The sequence below is a fragment of the Streptomyces sp. NPDC002817 genome, assembly GCF_053592055.1.
Genome location: NZ_JBSFUY010000013.1, coordinates 157,566 through 174,469, shown reverse-complemented (window position 1 = coordinate 174,469; position 16,904 = coordinate 157,566). Strand labels below are relative to the sequence as shown.

Sequence of the window (16,904 nt, the reverse complement as noted above, 5' to 3'; positions counted from 1 at the left end):
TCCACCAACTCGGTGTGCCGGCCAGGCGGTTGGCGCTCCTCGCGGACGCGCAGAGACTGACAGACGCAGGTTCCTCCTGCCAGGGCCAAGTCTCGGCCTTCTTCTACGTCTGCTCCGTCGGCTGCTGGGCGACCCCACCCGCGCCGACGCTGACCAGCCCTGTCTCGTAGGCGACGATGACTGCCTGGACACGGTCACGGAGTCCGAGTTTGCCGAGGATGCGGGCGATGTGTGTCTTGACGGTCGCCTCGGCCAGGTGGAGGCGGCCGGCTAGTTCGGCGTTGCTCAGGCCTCGGGCCAGCAGGCCGAGGACTTCCAGTTCGCGTGGGGTGAGCGAGGCGAGGTCGCGGTGGAGGGCGGCGGTGTCGCTGCCCTGGTGCGCGAACCGCTGCACGAGGCGGCGGGTGATGGTGGGTGCGAGGAGGGCGTCGCCGGTGCGGACCGTGCGGACGGCCGCGGTCAGCTGCTCGGGGGTGACGTCCTTGAGGAGGAAGCCGCTGGCTCCGGCGGACAGGGCGGCGTAGACGTACCGGTCGAGGTCGAACGTGGTGAGGATGATGACGCGGGGCGCGTCGGCGCCCCCGGTGAGGATGCGGCGGGTGGCCTCCAGGCCGTCCATCTCGGGCATCCGGATGTCCATCAGGACCACGTTGGGCCGGGTGCGGCGGACCGCCTCGACTGCTTCGCTCCCGTTGGTCGCCTCGGCGACGACGTCGATGCCGTCGGCGCGGAGGATCAACCGGAATCCGGTGCGGACCAGGGTCTGGTCGTCGGCGAGAAGCACACGCAGCGGCTCGGTCACGGTCCCTCCAGGGGGATCAGGGCTTCCACACGGTAGCCGCCGGTCAGGCGTCGGCCGGTGTTGAGGGTTCCGTCGTGGACGGCGAGGCGCTCGCGCAGCCCGATCAGGCCCCGGCCGCTTCCGACGGCCCCGCCCGACTGCCCACCGGTGTCGGTGACTTCGACCCGGAGCCGGTCCGGGCCGTAGTCGACGGTCACGGCGGCCCTGGCGCCGGACGCGTGCTTCACCGTGTTGGTCAGGGCTTCCTGGACCACGCGATAGGCGGCGAGTTCGAGGCCGGGCGGGAGGGGACGGGGCGGCCCTGTCACGGTCAGGTCGACGGGCAGTCCAGTGTCCCGCACCCGCCCCACCAGCGATTCCAGCTGGTCCAGGCCGGGTTGAGGGGTCAGCTCCTCCGCCGTGTCGGCCGGGTCCGCACCGCTGGACGTCCCCTCGTGCTCGTCGGCCATGGTGAGCAGCCCCATGACGTGGCGCAGTTCGGTCATGGCCGCCCGCCCACCCGCCTCGACGGCGAGCAGCGCCTCGCCGGCCTCCTCGGGCGACGTGTTCATGATCTTGCGGGCGGCACCCGCCTGAATGATCATCACGCTGACGTTGTGTGTGACGACGTCGTGCAGTTCGCGGGCGATCCTGGCCCGCTCGTGCTCGACGGCCCGGCGCAGTTCCTCGGTCCGTTCCAGTTCCAGGGTGGAGATCCGGGTACGGCCCTCGTCGGTCCGGAGCTTCCAGGTGCGCAGGCCGATGGCGGCCACGGCCATCGGGACCAGGATCAGCAGGGCGATGTAGTCGTTGGGGACGATCGGTGTCACCGAGTCCCCCGAGGTGCCGACCAGGACGACCGACACCGGCAGTGCCGCCAGGGCCGCCACCCGGTACGGGCTGTACACGGCGGCGCTGTAGACGGCGATGATGAACGCGTAGAAGGTCAGCCGCAGCACGCTCTGCGGTGTCGCCAGCGTCGCCGCCGTCACGACGCACAGTACGGCGAGCGGATAGCGGCGGCGCAGCGCCAGGGCGCCCGAGGCGACGACCGCGAGGCTCACCATGAAGGCCAGCCCGCCGGGGCCGGACGGGCGCACCACGGTGTACGCCACGCCGGGTGCGATCTCGCGCACCACGACGACGTCGACGTTGTCGATGCCGTAGTAGACGGTGGAGATGCCGATCACCAGCGCGACCAGTGTGTCGAACTGCCAGGCGCGCCGGGTGGGCCGCAGCGGCGGACCGCTGGGAACCCTGGCGTCGCGGACCGTCCGGCGGGCGGCTTCCCGCATCCGCTCCAGCGTCGTACGTACGTCCGTCACCGGATCATTCTCGCCGCCGCGCGGACCCGCGGAGTCCGCCCCCGTGGTCATTTCCGCCGCACCGGATACATCACCCGCCTACATCGCAGGGATGACGTTTGCGGGGCTCATCCCAGCTCGGTACCGCAAGGGGTTCGAGTGGGCGACGCGTGCCGGCCGGGCCCGCTCCTAGCGTTCACGCAGCCAACTGCCCTTACCCGAGGAGCCTTTCATGACCGTGCCGGTGATCGAACTGCGAGAGGTGAGCCGCCGATACGACGACGGCCCGCCCGCTCTGCACGAGGCGTCGCTGACCGTGCAACCCGGCGAGGCCGTCGCCATCCTGGGCCCTTCCGGCAGCGGCAAGTCCACGCTGCTCAATCTGATCGCGGGCCTGGACCGGCCCGATGCGGGGACCGTCACCGTGGACGGGGTGCGGGTGGACCGACTCGGTGAGGCCGGTGCGGCGCTCTACCGGCGCTCGAGGATCGGCATGGTCTTCCAGTTCTTCAACCTGCTCGACGATCTGACCGTCACCGACAACGTCGAGCTGCCCGCGCGCCTCACCGGCATGGCGCGGGGCGAGGCAGGCCGCCGGGCGGCGGAACTCCTGGAACTGCTGGGCATCGACCGGCACGCCCGCGCCTACCCGGGACGGCTGTCCGGTGGCGAACGGCAACGCGTCGCGGTCGCACGGGCGTTGATGAACCGGCCCGCGCTGCTCCTGGCCGACGAACCGACCGGAGCCCTGGACACGGCGGCCGGACAGGACGTCAGCGAGCTGCTCACCGGCCTCAACTCCGAGGGCCAGACCATCGTCGTGGTCACCCACGACCTCGCCCTGGCCCGGTCCTGCACGAACCGTACGGTCCACATCGCCGACGGCCGGATCACCCAGGACACCGGGTCGCAGGCCGTCACCCCGCAGGCCGTCCGATGAGCGCGCTCGGCAAGGTGGTGCGCTCGGGGGTCGCACGACGCCGGGTGCAGACCCTGGTGATCGGGCTCGCCACGATGATGGCGGTGGCCGCCTCCGTCCTCGGCGGAACCCTGCTCGCGGTCTCGGGCGCGCCCTTCGACGACGCGTTCGCGCGCCGGCACGGCGCGCATCTGTCCCTGCAGTTCGACGCGGACACGGTCAGCGCCGGACAGCTGTCGACGTCCAAGGACGCCGAAGGCGTGAGCGATGCCGCCGGCCCGTTCCCCACAGCGACGCTCACCCCGCGGTCGGACGGCATGGGCGGCCCAGGCTGGCCGATGACCGTGGTCGGCCGGGACGGTCCCGGCCGGGACGTGGACGAGCTGACACTGCTCGAAGGACGCTGGCCCACGCACTCCGGCGAGATCGTGGTGTCCGCCGACTCCGCGCTCCTCGCGACCCTGGGCATGAAGGTCACCTTCCCCGACCTGCCCGGCTCCCCGGCGCTGACGGTGGTCGGTGAGGCTCGCTCGGTCACGCAGACCGCCGACGCCTGGGTACTGCCGTCCCGGATGCCGGCGCTCACCGCACCCGGTAGCGGCGGCCACCAGATGCTCTACCGCTTCACCGACGCCGGCACCGCCGCGCAGATCACCGCGGGCGACAAGGCCGTGACCCGGTCCCTGCCGCAGGGAGCCGCCGTCGGCGAACAGTCCTGGCTCACCGTCAAGAAGAGCGTAGAGCGCGACACCGCCCTCTACGTCCCCTTCCTCATGGCCTTCGGCGCCCTGGGCCTGGTCATGTCGGTGCTCATCGTCGGCAACGTCGTCGCGTCGGCCGTCGGCACGGGAACACGCCGTATCGGGGTCCTCAAAGCCGTCGGCCTCACCCCGGCCCAGGTCGTACGGGCCTACGTCGGCCAGGCGCTGATACCGGCCGCCGTCGGCGCGACCCTCGGAGTGCTCGCCGGGCACCTGCTCGCCGTCCCCGTGCTGGCCGAGGCCCAGGACGTCTACAGCACCTCGTCCCTGGCCGTCGCCCCCTGGGTCGACCTGACGGTGATCGCGGGGCTGCTCGGCCTGGTGGCGGCGACCGCCTGGGCGAGCGCCTTGCGGGCCGGCCGTCTGCGTACCGTCGACGCGCTCGCCGTCGGGCGTACCGCTTCGGCGGGGCGCGGCCGGTGGGCGGGCCGCCTCGCCGGACGCCTGCCGCTTCCGCAACCCGTCGCCCTGGGCCTGGCCAGGCCCTTCGCACGGCCGGCCCGCGCGCTGGCCATGGGCACCGCCATCCTGTTCGGCGCCATCGCCGTCACGTTCACCGTGGGGATGGGCGCCTCGCTCGGCCAAGTGATGGAAGCAAGGGCCCACAACGCGGCCGATGTCGTCGTCCCCGCGCCCGTACCGGAATTCGGACCCCGGAGCCCCGGCTCGGAGAAGCAGCCCGAAGTCGATCCCGCCGCGGTCGCCGCGGCCATCGAGGCCGCACCCGGGACCGGGAGGTACTACAGGGCTGCGAGGGTACGGGCGACCGTGTCCGGTCTGACCGGGACCATCGAGGTGAACTCCTTCACCGGCGACGCCTCCTGGGGCGGCTACACGATGGTCTCGGGCCGCTGGATCGAGCGCACCGGCGAGGCCGTGGTCCCCACCCCCTTCCTGACCGCCACCAGCACTCGTATCGGCGACACCGTCACCCTCAACGGCCTGGCCCGGCCGGTCACGGTCCGGATCGTCGGCGAGGTCTTCGATACCCGCAACGGCGGCATGCAGGTCTTCACCGACGCCTCGACACTCAAGGACGCGCGTCCCGACCTGACGGAGACGAGCCATCACATCGCGGTCACCTCAGGTACCGATGTCACCGCCTACGCCGACACGCTGAACAAGGACCTGACACCACTCGGTGCCACCGCGCGGACCGGCGGGCTCAGCTCCGGGAGCGACATGGTCGTCACGCTCAACGCGCTGTCCGCGATCCTCACCCTGATGCTCGTCGCCGTCGCCGCGCTCGGCGTACTGAACGGCGTGCTGCTCGACACCCGCGAGCGCGTCCGGGAGATCGGTGTACACAAGGCGCTCGGCATGACCCCCCGACAGACCGTCGCGATGGTCCTCACCTCCGTCGTCGTGATCGGACTGGTCGCGGGCGCGCTGGGCGTACCCCTCGGGGTGGCCCTGCACGGCTGGGTCATCCCCGCGATGGGGGACAGCGTGGGGCTTCGCCTCCCTGGTTCCGTCACCGCCGTCTACCCCGCGGCCGAACTCCTCCCGCTCACCCTCGGCGGCCTGCTCATCGCCACCCTGGGCGCCCTCCTGCCCGCCGGCTGGGCCGCCCGGGCGCGAACCGCCACGGCGCTGCGCACCGAATAGGCGGGTGAGGCGCAGAGGTTGTGCCTCCGGGCCCCACGGCAGCTTGCCCTTGGGGCCCGGAGGGCTGGTTCCCTGCTCGGACAAACGAGACGTGTGCCGGTCTGCGAGCGCGGTCAGAACCAGTGCAGGCAGTGCGGGGAGCGCTCGGTGCGGAAGAGGGTGTCGGCGAGGGTGGCTGCGCCCGGGTGGTGGGCTTGGACGTGTCCGGCACGTACGAGCGTGCTCGGGGCGGTGCCGCCGAGGTAGATCGAGCCCAGGTCCCTGATGTCCAGGGACAGGTCGGGCTTCCGGTCCGTGGGGACGCAGTCGGCCTTGCCGTCCCGGACGGTCAGCAGATAGCGGCCGTGCTCGCCGAGGAACGGGTCGGCGACCTCCAGGACGAGCTCGCCGTCCGTGAACCAGCCGCGCGCGGTCAGAGCAGCGGGGACGTCCAGGATCCGCACCCAGAGCCAGTCCATCTGGCCGCTCACCTGGCCGGAGCGGAAGTCCGTGAGCTGCCAGCGCAGCGGGTGCTCGGGCGGGACGTGCTTGAACACGACCTGAGAGACCAGGTCATGTTCGAGAACGAACCGGGCCAGGGCCGTGAAGACGGCGTCGTCGGTGGTGATGGTCTCGTCGACCGTCAGGGTGCCGGACTCGATCGAGTAGCTGGCGTACCCGTCCGGGACACCGCCGGCGTCGCGGTGAACGGCGACGTAGCGTGGCGCCGGCGAGATCGGGGGCTGCCCCGCGCGCAAGGCCCACCAGCGGTGCGGCCGGGACAGCGCGCCGGGCTGGGCGCGGCGGTACCGGTCGTAGACCTCTTCAAGGATCTCGCCGCACTCGGCACGCCGCAGTACCTCGACCGAGCCGGCCGCCCGGGCCTCGGCCGCTCCGTGCGCCCGGGGGAGGGCGAGGGCGGCCCGGTGGCGCTCCACCGTCAGCTGCCCCGTGTAGGTCGCCGGTCCGTAGCCGAACCTCCCGTAGATGGTGGCCTCGGAGGACAGCAGCACGGAGAGGAACTCCCCGCCGGCCCGCAGCTCGGCGAGTTGATGCCGCATCATCGCGCTGAGCACGCCCTGGCGCCGGTGCGAAGGCAGGACGCCGACGGCGGTCACTCCGGGGGCCGGGACGAGGGTCTCGCCGGGCAGGGTGAGCTCGAAGGAGTGCGTGGCGGCGGTGCCGACAGGCCGCCCGTCCACCGTCAGGGCGAGCAGGCCGCGGTCTGTCTCGAGCGCCGACCACCAGAGCCCGCCGCCCTCGACCGGGGTTTCCGGGAAGCTCCCGAACGCGGCATGGACTGTGTCGACGAAGACGTCGAAGTCCTCATCGGTCGTGGAACGAATCTCCATCGGCGCCGCTGCCTCCTCGCAATACCGGCACCACAACCCGTGGTGCCTGCGCTCAGTGCAGCGTTCCCCCGTGCCCAGAGCAAGCGAATTACGGCCGTGCCCGGCCGCCGCAGTCAAGCTGCCGGTCGGCGTGGTGCACAAGACCCTCAACCCCGTGGGTCAGGTGACCGACGACGAGATCATCCACTGGATCCGCGAGCGGGATGCGGCCGGCGAGCTACCGGGCGCCGTTGAAGAAGCTCGCTCCCGTTGGCACCGGCGGACGTTCGAGCCGGCCGCGCCGACGGCACACGGGCCGCGTTCGGGCCTGCGTCGACTCGCTGCATCATGTAGGCATGATCACCATTCATCTGAAGTACGAGATCGACGCGGACAAGCTGGAGGACTTCGAGGAATACGGCCGTCGCTGGGTCCGGCTCGTCGACCGTTTCGGCGGGACACACCACGGCTACTTCCTGCCGAGCGAGGGCGACAGCGACATCGCCTACGCCCTCTTCTCGTTTCCCAGCCTCGCCGCCTACGAGCAGTACCGCGCGGACAGCGCATCCGATCCGGAGTGCCAGGACGCAATCGAACTGGCTCGTCGAACGCGCTGCATCAAGCGATACGAACGCCGTTTTCTCCGGCCGCTTGACGGCGTGTCCTAGGCCGGCGTGGCCCATGTGCGTGCCAGACGCAGCGGTCAACGGCACGCCATATGCGCCCTCGCTTTCCTCATGGGTGGGACGGACCCGCGAAAGTATTTCGTAACCGAGGCATTTCCTGTCCTTGTCCCGGTCGTGAATTCCGTGTCAGTGTCCCGGCCAGCAGGCAGGCCGTCCGGCAGCGGGGTATCCGAAAGCCTTTCGTACTGGCCCCCCGATCTGTCTTGCTCAACGACGGCATGTGGAAAGAAGAGAGGCACAGCATGCGGAGAATTCCGGTCAGCGGACATCCTGGGAGCCCGATATCGCGACGCGTCATCGCGTCCGCAGTCACCCTCACGGCGGTCATGGGCCTTGCCGCGTGCGGGACTTCGGGGCCGTCCACGACCACGTCCGCGAAGGGCCTGACGATGTGGGCGCTCAACGATCAGACGATCCTCAAGGAGTCCGTCGACGCCTACAACAAGGACCACCCGGACGAGCAGATCACGCTGCGGCTGTTCGCCAACGACGACTACAAGCAGAAGCTGCGCGTCGCCTTCGGCGCGAACCAGGCCCCGGACATCTTCTTCAGCTGGGGCGGCGGAGCCCTCGACGACTACGTCAAGGCCGGCAAGGTCGACGCCCTGACGCAGACCGAGGCGAGTACGGACCGGTTCACCCCGAGCGTGATGCAGAGCGCCACCTTCGGCGGCAAGGTCTACGGTGTGCCCGCCAACGGCCTCGCGCCGGTGGTCCTCTACTACAACAAGAAGGTGCTGGCCGACGCGGGCGTCGAGCCGCCGAAGACGTACGACGACCTGCTGGCGGCCGTGAAGAAGCTGAAGGCGAAGGACGTGGTGCCGCTCTCCCTCGCGGCGAACTCCAAGTGGCCGACCCTGATGTACCTGGAGTACCTGCTCGACCGCACCGGCGGCTCCTCGGTGTTCACGAAGATCGCCTCCGGTGACGCCTCGGCGTGGAAGGACCCGTCGGTCACCCGGGCCAACCAGTACCTCCAGGAGCTGTCGAAGGCCGGCGCCTTCGGTGACAACGCCTCCTCCGTCAGCTACGACCAGGGCGCCTCCACCGCCCTGCTGTACACGGGCAAGGCGGCGATGGAGGTGATGGGCACCTGGGAGTACGCCAACATAGCCACGGCCGACCCCGACTTCCTGAAGAAGGGCGATCTCGGCTACACCGCCTTCCCGTCGCTGTCCGGCGGCGCCGGTGACTCGAAGAGCATCGTCGGCAATCCCTCGAACTTCCTGTCGTTGAACTCGTCGAGCAAGAACAGGTCGGCGGCCCTCACATACCTGAAGGACTACGTCCTCAACGACTCCCAGGTCGACGCCTACCTCGCCGCCGGCAGCGTGCCACCGGTCAAGGGTCTGGAGTCGAAGCTGGCGGCGGTCGAGTCGTCGTCGGACAAGGCGTGGCTCACCTTTGTCTACGACCTGGTGGAGAACGCGCCGGGCTTCCAGCTCTCCTGGGACCAGGCCCTGCCGTCCGACCAGGCCGACCCGTTGCTGACGAACACCGACAAGTCGTTCCTGCGCCAGATCTCGCCCGCCGAGTTCGGTACGAACATGAGCAAGGCGGCGTCGTGACGGTCTCCACCGCCCCTGCGCGCCGGAGAGGAGGCAGCGGCCTCCTCATGGCCGCCCCGGCACTGCTTCTCTTCGGCCTGTTCGGGCTTGTCCCGCTCGTCGGGGTCGTGGCGCTCAGCCTCGCCCGCTGGGACGGCCTCGGTTCCATCGGCTGGGCGGGCCTCGCGAACTGGGGCGGTGTCCTGGCCGATGGCGCGACCTGGCAGGCGATGGGGCTCACCGTCAAGGTGATGGCGGTGAGCTGGCTGGTCCAGACGCCGATCGCCCTGGCCCTCGGTGTCTTCCAGGCACCGAGGGGGAGGGCGAGGGCGCTGTTCGCGGTGCTGTTCTTCCTCCCGTTGCTGCTCTCGGCCGTGGCGATCGGTCTGACCTGGCAGGCGCTGCTGGACCCGTCTTTCGGTATCGGCGCCACGCCCGGCCTGCACTGGCTGGCCAAGCCGTTGCTCGGCTCGCCGGAGCTGGCCCTCTACACGGTGATCTTCGTGATCGCCTGGCAGTTCGTGCCGTTCCACGCACTGCTCTACCAGGCCGGGATACGGCAGATTCCCACGGCTCTGTACGAGGCGGCCGCCCTCGACGGCGCCGGGCCGGTGACTCGCTTCCTGTACATCACCCTGCCGCAGCTGAAGTACACGATGGTCACCTCCAGCACGCTCATGCTGGTCGGCTCGCTGACGTACTTCGACCTGATCTTCGTGCTGTCCGGCGGCACCGGCGGCCCCGGCACCGCCACCCGCGTCCTTCCCCTGGCCATGTACATCACCGGATTCCAGGCCCATGACATGGGCCGGGCCAGCGCCGTCGCCACCCTCCTGGTGGTCTTCGGGCTCGGCCTGTCGCTGCTGACCACCCGCCTGTCCGGCTTCACCCGGATGGACAGCCGGCAGGAGGGCATGTGAGCACCACCGTGACCAAGGCCAAGGCCAAGGCCAAGGCCCGCGCCGCAACCGGACAGGCCGACGTCCCCGAACGCGGAGCGGTGACACCACCGAGGCCCGTCCGGCCGAACCTCGTGGCAGGGGCGTTCCGTCGCGCCCTCACCGGCGGTGCCACCCTCCTGTGGGCCGCGATCGTCGTCGTGCCCGTCTACTGGCTGGTGGTGACCAGTCTGCGCGGCCGCGCCGACTTCACCGCCGACAGCCCACTGGCCCTGCCGAGCCATCCGACGTTCGACAGCTACCGGACCGTCCTGGCGGGCGACTTCACGACCTACCTGCTCAACAGCGTGATCGTGACCGTGGCGACGGTCGCTCTGACGGTCGCCGTCGCTCTCATGGCCGCCTTCGCGATCGTCCGCGGCGCCGGAAGTCGCCTCTCCCGTGTGTCCTTCCGGCTGTACCTGTTGGGCCTGGCGATCCCTCTCCAGGCGGTGATCATCCCGGTCTACCTGCTGATCATCAGGATGCAGCTGTACGACAGCCTGCTCGCGATCGTCCTGCCCTCGGCGGCGTTCGCGCTGCCGATCACCGTGATGATCCTGGTGAGTTTCCTGCGCGACGTGCCCCGCTCGCTCTTCGAGGCCATGATCGTCGACGGCGCCGGCGACTGGCGCATGCTCGCCTCGCTCGCGGCACCGATGGCCCGCCCGGCGCTGATGACGGTCGCCGTCTACGACGGACTGCAGGTCTGGAACGGCTTCCTCTTCCCGCTCATCCTGACCCAGAGCGGCGACAAGGCCGTGCTGCCGCTGGCGCTGACCCTCTACCGGGGCCAGTTCGGCATCGACGTACCGGCCACGATGGCCGCGGTCGTGCTCTCCACTCTCCCGATGCTCGCGCTGTTCATCCTCGCCCGGCGCCAGCTCGTCGCGGGTCTCACCGCCGGTTTCTCCAAGTAACCCACTTCAGCAAGCAGTTCGCTCCGAGCAGTGGCCGGGCAGTGCGCCCGGCCCCGTCGGCGTGCCCACGCACACCCCGCGCGCCCCCTCGCGAGCACACGCGCAATCCCCGAGGAGTCGTGAATGACGACCACCATGCCGGACCACGGCGGCACCTCCCAGCAGGAGGACGACCGCCCCTGGACCGACCCCACCCTGCCGACCTCCGAGCGGGTCGAAGCTCTCCTCGCCCGGCTCCCCCTCCCGGAGAAGGTCGCACAGCTCAGCAGCGCCTGGGAGGACGTCGAACCGGCCGGCCCGGAAGTGGCGCCGGGCACCAGCATCTTCGACCGGGTCGGCGACCTCGCCGACACCGCCCGGCACGGCCTGGGTCAGCTCACCCGCCCCTACGGCACCCTGCCTCGGCCCGCCCTGGAACACGCCCGGGCCCTGGCCGAGCGCCAGCGGCAGATCGTCAGTCAGAGCAGGCACGGCATCCCGGCCATGGCACACGACGAGTGCCTGACCGGCTTCACCGCCTACGGGGCGACGATCTACCCCACCTCGCTCGGGATGGCGGCCACCTTCGACCCGGAGCTGATCCGGCGGGTCGGTGAGGCCATCGGCGCCGACATGGCCGAGGCCGGCGTCCACCAGGGTCTCTCCCCGGTGGTCGACGTGATCCGCGACTACCGCTGGGGCCGTTGCGAGGAGACCTACGGGGAAGACCCGTACCTGGTCGGGGAGATGGGGGAGGCGTATGTCACCGGACTGCAGGGCGCCGGTGTGTACGCCACCCTCAAGCACTTCGCCGGCTACTCCGCTTCCATGGGCGGCCGCAACCACGCCCCCGTGCACGCAGGCCGCCGTGAACTCCTCGACGTCATCCTGCCGCCCTTCGAACGACTGGTCGCCGCGGGAGTGCGCTCGATCATGAACTCGTACGCCGAGATAGACGGCGAGGCGCCCGCCGCCAGCCGGTGGCTGCTGACCGACGTCCTGCGCGAGGCCTGGGGTTTCGAGGGCACGGTCGTCTCCGACTATTGGTCGCTGCCCTTCCTGGTGAGCGCCCACCGGGTGGCCGAAGACCTTCCGGACGCCGGGGCACTCGCCCTGGGCGCGGGGATGGACGTCGAGCTGCCCGATCAGCGCGGCTTCGGCGACGCTCTTGTCCACGCCGTGCAACAGGGTGTGGTGGACGAGGAGTTGGTCGATCGCGCGGTACGCCGGGTGTTGCGACAGAAGGTCGAGCTCGGGCTCCTGGACCCGGACTGGGACCCGCGGCCTCCCGCCCTGCGTGCGGGCGAACTCGACCTGGACAAGCCGGAGAGCCGCGGCCTCGCCTACGCCGTGGCGCAGTCGAGTGCGGTCCTGCTGTCGAACGACGGGATCCTGCCCCTCCCGGCCGGCGGCCGGCTCGCGCTGATCGGGCCGTGCGCCGACGACGTACGCACCATGTTCGGCTGCTACAGCTTCCCCAACCACGTCCTCGCCGACCGCGACGACCTCGGCAACGGCGTCGAGGCGGTCTCCCTGCGGTCCGCGCTTGCCGAGGAACTCCCGGCCGTGCAGTGGGAGTTCGCGCCGGGCTGCCCGATCCGTGACGCGGACCGTTCCGGCATCGCGGCCGCCGTGGTGGTCTCGGCCGCTGCCGACCTCACGGTCCTGGTCGTCGGTGACAAGGCGGGCATGTTCGGGATCGGCACCTCCGGCGAAGGGTGTGACGTGGCGGACCTGCGTCTGCCGGGTGTCCAGGAGGAACTGGTCGAGGCGGTGTTGGCGGCAGGGAAGCCCGTCGTGCTGGTCGTCAACAGCGGCCGGCCCTACGCCGTGGGCCGGTTCGCGTCCGCCGCCGCGGCCATGGTGCAGGTATTCCTGCCGGGGGAGGAGGGCGGCCGCGCGATGGCCCAACTCCTGTCCGGGCGGGCCAACTTCAGCGGCAAGCTACCCGTGCAGATCCCCACCTCGCCGGGCGGACAGCCGTACACCTACCTCCACCCGCCGCTCGGCGACAGGCAGAGCTTTCTGTCCAACCTCGACCCCACGCCCGCGTTCCCGTTCGGGCACGGGCTGTCGTACACCGGCTTCGAGATCGACGCGCTCGCCGTCGACCGCGAACTGGTGCCGACGGACGGGGAGTTCACGGTCAGTACGCGGGTGCGGAACACGGGGAGCGTCCCGGGCGCCGAGACCGTCCAGTTGTATGCTGTCGACCCGGTCGCCCAGGTGACCCGGCCAGTGCGTTTCCTGCTCGGCTTCGCCAAGGTGGCTCTCGGTCCCGGCGAGCGGGCGACGGTCCGCTTCCACGTGCACACCGACCGCCTGGCCTTCACGGGCCTGAACGGTCGCCGCATCGTCGAGCCCGGCGAGATCCGGCTCCACGCGGGCTCCTCCAGCCTGGACACACCGGTGCGGGACGCCGTCCGGCTCGTCGGCGAGGAGCGGGACGCGACGGTCGTACGGCATCACGACGTGCCCGTGACCGTCGAGCGGGAGTGAGCCGCGGGAGATGAGCACGACAAGGCGGCGCCACCGGTGGATCCGGTGGCGCCGCCTTCTGTTCGTACGGGTCAGGACCTAGCTTCGGCTCCACTGCTGCGTGGCGTTGCCCAGGCCGGTCCACAGCTGGACCTTCGAACCGTTGGTCTTGCCCCAGCCGGTCACGTCGACGACCAGACCGTTGGAGCGGTTGACGATGGTCCCGTCGACGCGGAAGGACCACCGCTGGCTGGTCTTTCCGTTGCAGGACCACAGGATGAGCTTGGTGCCCGCGGTGGTGCCGTCGGCGTTGGCGGCGAGGCACTTGCCCGAGACGCGGAGTTCGCCCGTGGTGGTCTGCGTGATGGTCTGGTTCGCGTTCCCGGAGCAGTCATAGATCTGCACCTGCACGCCCGTCTGGCCGTTCGGGACGTCGAGGCAGCGGTCGGAGTTGGCGCCCTTCAGTGTGAAGGTCGCGTCCGTCGGCAGGGGGTCCTGGACCAGCTGCCACTCCTGTGAGCCGTCGGTGGCCGACGACGCCAGGGTGACCGAGCCTCCCGCGGTCGCCCCGGACATGAACAGGCTGGTGTTACGGACCGAGCGGAGCTTGTAGTACCCGTCCGTCGAGGAGACGAGGGTCCACTGCTTGTCGGTGGCTCCGTCGTCGACCCACTGGGCCAGCTTCTGCCCGGCCGTCGCGCTGCCGGTCCAGACGGCGACCGCGCGGCCCCCTGCCTTGTTGAGAAGCGTGACGTCGGTGCCCTTGGTGGTCAGGTGCCAGCGCTGTGTCTCGGCCGCGGAGTCCGCGCCCAGGACGAGATCGGGGGTGTTCCCGGTGAGGTTCGCGTCCTGCGTCTTCCCGGACGCGGTGGACAGGACCTGGCCGGTCAACCGGTTGACGAGGCTGTAGTAGGAGCCGTCGGAGCGGCCGAGGTCGACCTCGGCGTACTTCACGGGGCCGACGCTGCCGCCGCTCCAGGATGCCTGGAGGATCAGGACGCGGCCCGTGCCGTCGACGTACTGGAGGTTGCGGCTGTACCCGGCGGCGATCGACGTCTGGTACTGCTTCCACGTGCCGGTGCTCAGTCCGGACTCGTTCACCCAGACGCTGCCGCTGCCGGAGGCGTTGTAGACGATCCGGCCGTCCGGCATCGGGAGGAGGACCGGGCTGCCGCCGGTGGACAGCGTGTTCCCGCCCGAGGGCACGGGCAGTGAGGTGATCGCGGCGTCCGTGGCCGAGAAGAACTTCGTCGGGTCGTCGGAGATCCGGTAGCGGACGTTGGTGCCGCCGCCCCAGTACTCGTAGGTCAGGAGCCACTTGCCGTCGGTCGTCGGGGCGATGGTCGTCATGCCCGGACGGCCGCCGCCGATCTCCGTCTTGCCGCTGCCCATGCTCACCGTGGAGCCCGGGACGTCGACGACCGGACTGCTCCAGGAGGTGGTGGTGGCGCCGTCCCAGGTGCGGTGGAGGAGCACCTGCCCACCGGAATCGGTCGCCGTGTCGTTGGCCGGGTCGAGAGTCGGGGCGCCGGTGCTGGTGTCGTAGCCGGTGTAGTCCCTCTCGTCGGAGTAGTAGGCGATGAGCTTGCCGTTGTGGGCGAGCAGGTGCGGCTCCCAGATGGGGTCGACCTGGGCGTCGGCGTTGGCCGTGGAGACCCGGCCGATGCTGCCCGCGCTGCCGCCCTGCCAGCCGCCGGCGGCGATGATGTTCTTGAAGTTCCAGGTCGCTCCGTCGTCGATACTCGCGTACAGGGCGAGTGCCACGTTCTCGCGGTCGCCGTCACCGGACGGCGTCCAGCTGGAGTTGGCGGCCTTCTGCTCCTGGTAGTAATAGTCGTCGCCCGAGACGATGCTCGCGAGCAACAGCGTGCCGGCGCTCAGGGAGCCGACGTCCTGTGGGAGCACGTAGAGATAAGGGTTGGTCCAGTTGCTCGTGTACTTCGCGTACGCGGAGTCGCTGGAGAGGTGGGCGGGGGCCTTGATGTCGGCCAGTTTCGCCCACGTCGTACCGTCGTCGTCGCTCTTGTAGAGGGGCATCGTCTGCCCCACCGGAGCGCTCTGACTGTTCTCGAACGCCGCCACGATCCGCCCGCTCGGCAGCTGCGCCGACTTCGGGTAGAGCACACAGGGGTTCTTGTTGCACGCGGCGGTGTTGTCCGCCGTATACAGATTCGCGGGGCTCGGCTGATACGCCGATGCGGTTGTCGCAGTGCCGACGGCGAATGCCACACCTATCGCGAGGGCGCTCGCCGAAGCGAAAGCCTTTCGCGCCCAGGGTCTTTTCAACGGCGTTCCTTTCAGCGGGGAATCGCGCACCGCATTCCAAGGGGATTCCCGGGGGAGGGGGATGGGGTGCGCGGCAGGAAGCCAGTATTCGCAGGCGACGGCGTACTGTCACCGGCACATTGCGAAAGGGTTTCGTAGGGTCGCGGGTTACGCGGTATTGACTCGGCGGCGAACGGCCGTCGAGGTACGCAGCACGAGTTCGGTGACCAGCTCGATGCGCGATGACGCGGGCGGACGGCCCTGGGCGAGATCCAGGAGCACCCGGGTCGCCTCCCGTCCCAGCTCCTCGAACGGCTGGCGTACCGCACTCAGCGGTGGGCAGGCCATGGCCGCGACCAGCGTGCCGTCGAAGGACATGACCGACAGGTCGTCCGGCACGGCGAGCCCCTGCTGCCGGGCTGCCTCGAGCACACCGAGGGCCTGCGCGTCGCTGGCCGCGAAGACGGCCGTGGGCGGGTTGTCCGCTCGAAGGATCTGCTGGCTGGCCGCGAGCGCCTCGGCGTAGTCGAAGTCGGTCGAGCGGACGATCGCCGGATCGTAGGTGATTCCGGCCTCCTCCAGCGCGGCCCGATAGCCGTGCACGCGGGCCGCCCCGGCCAGCGAGTGCGAGCGGCCCGCGACCATACCGATGCGGGTGTGCCCCAGTTCCAGCAGGTGCTGTACGGCGTCCCGGGCTCCGCTCCAGTTCGTCACCCCGATGCTCGGGATGTCTTCCGACGGGGCGCTGAGGGGGTCGATCAGCACCACCGGCAGCCGTTGCTCGACGATCCGCCGCTGGTCCTCCTCGGCCAGCATGGAGATCACGATCACGATCCCCGCCGCGCCGAGCGCCACGCACTCCTCCAGCCACCCGGAGATCGACCGTCGGCTCGTCGTCCCGGTGACCACGTCGATGCCGAGCTCACCGGCCGCGTCCACGATGCCCCGGGCGACCTCCAGCGTGTACGGGCCGGACAGGTCACGGAAGACGACGATGATCTGCCGGGGCGTCGCGGGATCCCGTTCCCATGGGCGGACGTACCCATACCGTGCCAGCAGTTCCTCGACCCGGTCCCGTGTCGCCGCGCCCACGTCTCGGCGCCGGTGCACCACCTTGGACACGGTACTGAGCGAGACTCCCGCCTCGGCGGCGATGCTCGTCAGCAGACCGTGCTGCGCTTCCTGCCGGCCCCTGCCTCGACCTGTCACCCGATGCCCGTTCCGCTCGCCGGACACCGATGCGCCGGACCGCACCGCGTACCTGGTCAGAAACTCCGCCGCAACGTAACGGGACCCGACAGGGAGAGGCAAGACCGAGGCGTCTTGTTCTGTGCCGTACCCGCCGGGGTCTGTACGCGGACACGAAGGCAGGCACCCTCGAAAACAGCCGGTGGCGCCGCGGCTTCCT

Annotated in this window: 12 protein-coding genes; 7 read left to right on the top strand and 5 right to left on the bottom strand. The window is 70.3% G+C overall.

Features of this window, described 5'->3' with window-relative positions:
* Positions 1–103: 103 nt before the first annotated feature.
* Together ACWD3I_RS24685 and ACWD3I_RS24680 are read right to left on the bottom strand one after the other, a co-directional pair.
* Positions 104–802: a response regulator transcription factor gene (locus ACWD3I_RS24685; RefSeq protein ID WP_365398420.1), complete on the bottom strand. Its 699-nt coding sequence runs from the start codon at positions 800–802 to the stop codon at positions 104–106.
* Positions 799–2,076: a sensor histidine kinase gene (locus ACWD3I_RS24680; RefSeq protein WP_365398546.1), complete on the bottom strand. Its 1,278-nt coding sequence runs from the start codon at positions 2,074–2,076 to the stop codon at positions 799–801. The genes ACWD3I_RS24685 and ACWD3I_RS24680 overlap by 4 nt, the downstream gene beginning before the upstream one ends.
* Before the next feature lie 241 nt (positions 2,077–2,317).
* Between ACWD3I_RS24680 and ACWD3I_RS24675 the strand changes: the two genes are divergently transcribed.
* Both ACWD3I_RS24675 and ACWD3I_RS24670 read left to right on the top strand, forming a co-directional pair.
* A complete protein-coding gene (locus ACWD3I_RS24675) occupies positions 2,318–3,025 on the top strand; it encodes an ABC transporter ATP-binding protein (RefSeq protein ID WP_365398423.1) in 708 nt (235 codons plus the stop codon).
* A complete protein-coding gene (locus ACWD3I_RS24670; RefSeq protein ID WP_365398426.1) occupies positions 3,022–5,373 on the top strand; it encodes an ABC transporter permease in 2,352 nt (783 codons plus the stop codon). The genes ACWD3I_RS24675 and ACWD3I_RS24670 overlap by 4 nt, the downstream gene beginning before the upstream one ends.
* A gap of 113 nt (positions 5,374–5,486) precedes the next feature.
* Here ACWD3I_RS24670 and ACWD3I_RS24665 read toward each other — a convergent pair whose 3' ends face one another.
* A complete protein-coding gene (locus ACWD3I_RS24665) occupies positions 5,487–6,704 on the bottom strand; it encodes a GNAT family N-acetyltransferase (protein WP_365398429.1) in 1,218 nt (405 codons plus the stop codon).
* Positions 6,705–7,039: 335 nt separating this feature from the next.
* Here ACWD3I_RS24665 and ACWD3I_RS24660 point away from each other — a divergent pair, with 335 nt between their 5' ends.
* The 5 genes from ACWD3I_RS24660 (at position 7,040) to ACWD3I_RS24640 (ending at position 13,252) form a co-directional block, all read left to right on the top strand.
* Positions 7,040–7,351: an NIPSNAP family protein gene (locus ACWD3I_RS24660; protein ID WP_365398432.1), complete on the top strand. Its 312-nt coding sequence runs from the start codon at positions 7,040–7,042 to the stop codon at positions 7,349–7,351.
* 344 nt (positions 7,352–7,695) lie between these two features.
* Positions 7,696–8,937, top strand: coding sequence for an extracellular solute-binding protein (locus ACWD3I_RS24655; protein ID WP_365398435.1), 1,242 nt, complete (start codon positions 7,696–7,698; stop codon positions 8,935–8,937).
* 47 nt (positions 8,938–8,984) lie between these two features.
* The gene (locus ACWD3I_RS24650; protein WP_365398438.1) at positions 8,985–9,836 is read left to right on the top strand and encodes a carbohydrate ABC transporter permease; all 852 of its coding nucleotides are present in this window, start codon (positions 8,985–8,987) and stop codon (positions 9,834–9,836) included.
* Positions 9,833–10,774, top strand: coding sequence for a carbohydrate ABC transporter permease (locus tag ACWD3I_RS24645; RefSeq protein ID WP_365398442.1), 942 nt, complete (start codon positions 9,833–9,835; stop codon positions 10,772–10,774). The genes ACWD3I_RS24650 and ACWD3I_RS24645 overlap by 4 nt, the downstream gene beginning before the upstream one ends.
* Positions 10,775–10,897: 123 nt before the next feature.
* On the top strand, positions 10,898–13,252 hold the full coding sequence (locus tag ACWD3I_RS24640) for a beta-glucosidase family protein (protein ID WP_365398446.1): 2,355 nt from the start codon (positions 10,898–10,900) through the stop codon (positions 13,250–13,252).
* A 78-nt stretch (positions 13,253–13,330) separates the two neighbouring features.
* Here ACWD3I_RS24640 and ACWD3I_RS24635 read toward each other — a convergent pair whose 3' ends face one another.
* The gene (locus tag ACWD3I_RS24635; RefSeq protein WP_365398449.1) at positions 13,331–15,355 is read right to left on the bottom strand and encodes an RICIN domain-containing protein; all 2,025 of its coding nucleotides are present in this window, start codon (positions 15,353–15,355) and stop codon (positions 13,331–13,333) included.
* 309 nt (positions 15,356–15,664) lie between these two features.
* A complete protein-coding gene (locus ACWD3I_RS24630; RefSeq protein WP_365398452.1) occupies positions 15,665–16,705 on the bottom strand; it encodes a LacI family DNA-binding transcriptional regulator in 1,041 nt (346 codons plus the stop codon).
* Positions 16,706–16,904 lie beyond the last annotated feature (199 nt).

Coding starts and splice junctions, on each gene's coding strand:
- ACWD3I_RS24680 (WP_365398546.1), bottom strand. CDS start 2,076: ATGCGGGAAGCCGCCCGCCGGACGGTCCGCGACGCCAGGGTTCCCAGC.
- ACWD3I_RS24675 (WP_365398423.1), top strand. CDS start 2,318: ATGACCGTGCCGGTGATCGAACTGCGAGAGGTGAGCCGCCGATACGAC.
- ACWD3I_RS24670 (WP_365398426.1), top strand. CDS start 3,022: ATGAGCGCGCTCGGCAAGGTGGTGCGCTCGGGGGTCGCACGACGCCGG.
- ACWD3I_RS24665 (WP_365398429.1), bottom strand. CDS start 6,704: ATGGAGATTCGTTCCACGACCGATGAGGACTTCGACGTCTTCGTCGAC.
- ACWD3I_RS24660 (WP_365398432.1), top strand. CDS start 7,040: ATGATCACCATTCATCTGAAGTACGAGATCGACGCGGACAAGCTGGAG.
- ACWD3I_RS24655 (WP_365398435.1), top strand. CDS start 7,696: ATGGGCCTTGCCGCGTGCGGGACTTCGGGGCCGTCCACGACCACGTCC.
- ACWD3I_RS24650 (WP_365398438.1), top strand. CDS start 8,985: ATGGCCGCCCCGGCACTGCTTCTCTTCGGCCTGTTCGGGCTTGTCCCG.
- ACWD3I_RS24640 (WP_365398446.1), top strand. CDS start 10,898: ATGACGACCACCATGCCGGACCACGGCGGCACCTCCCAGCAGGAGGAC.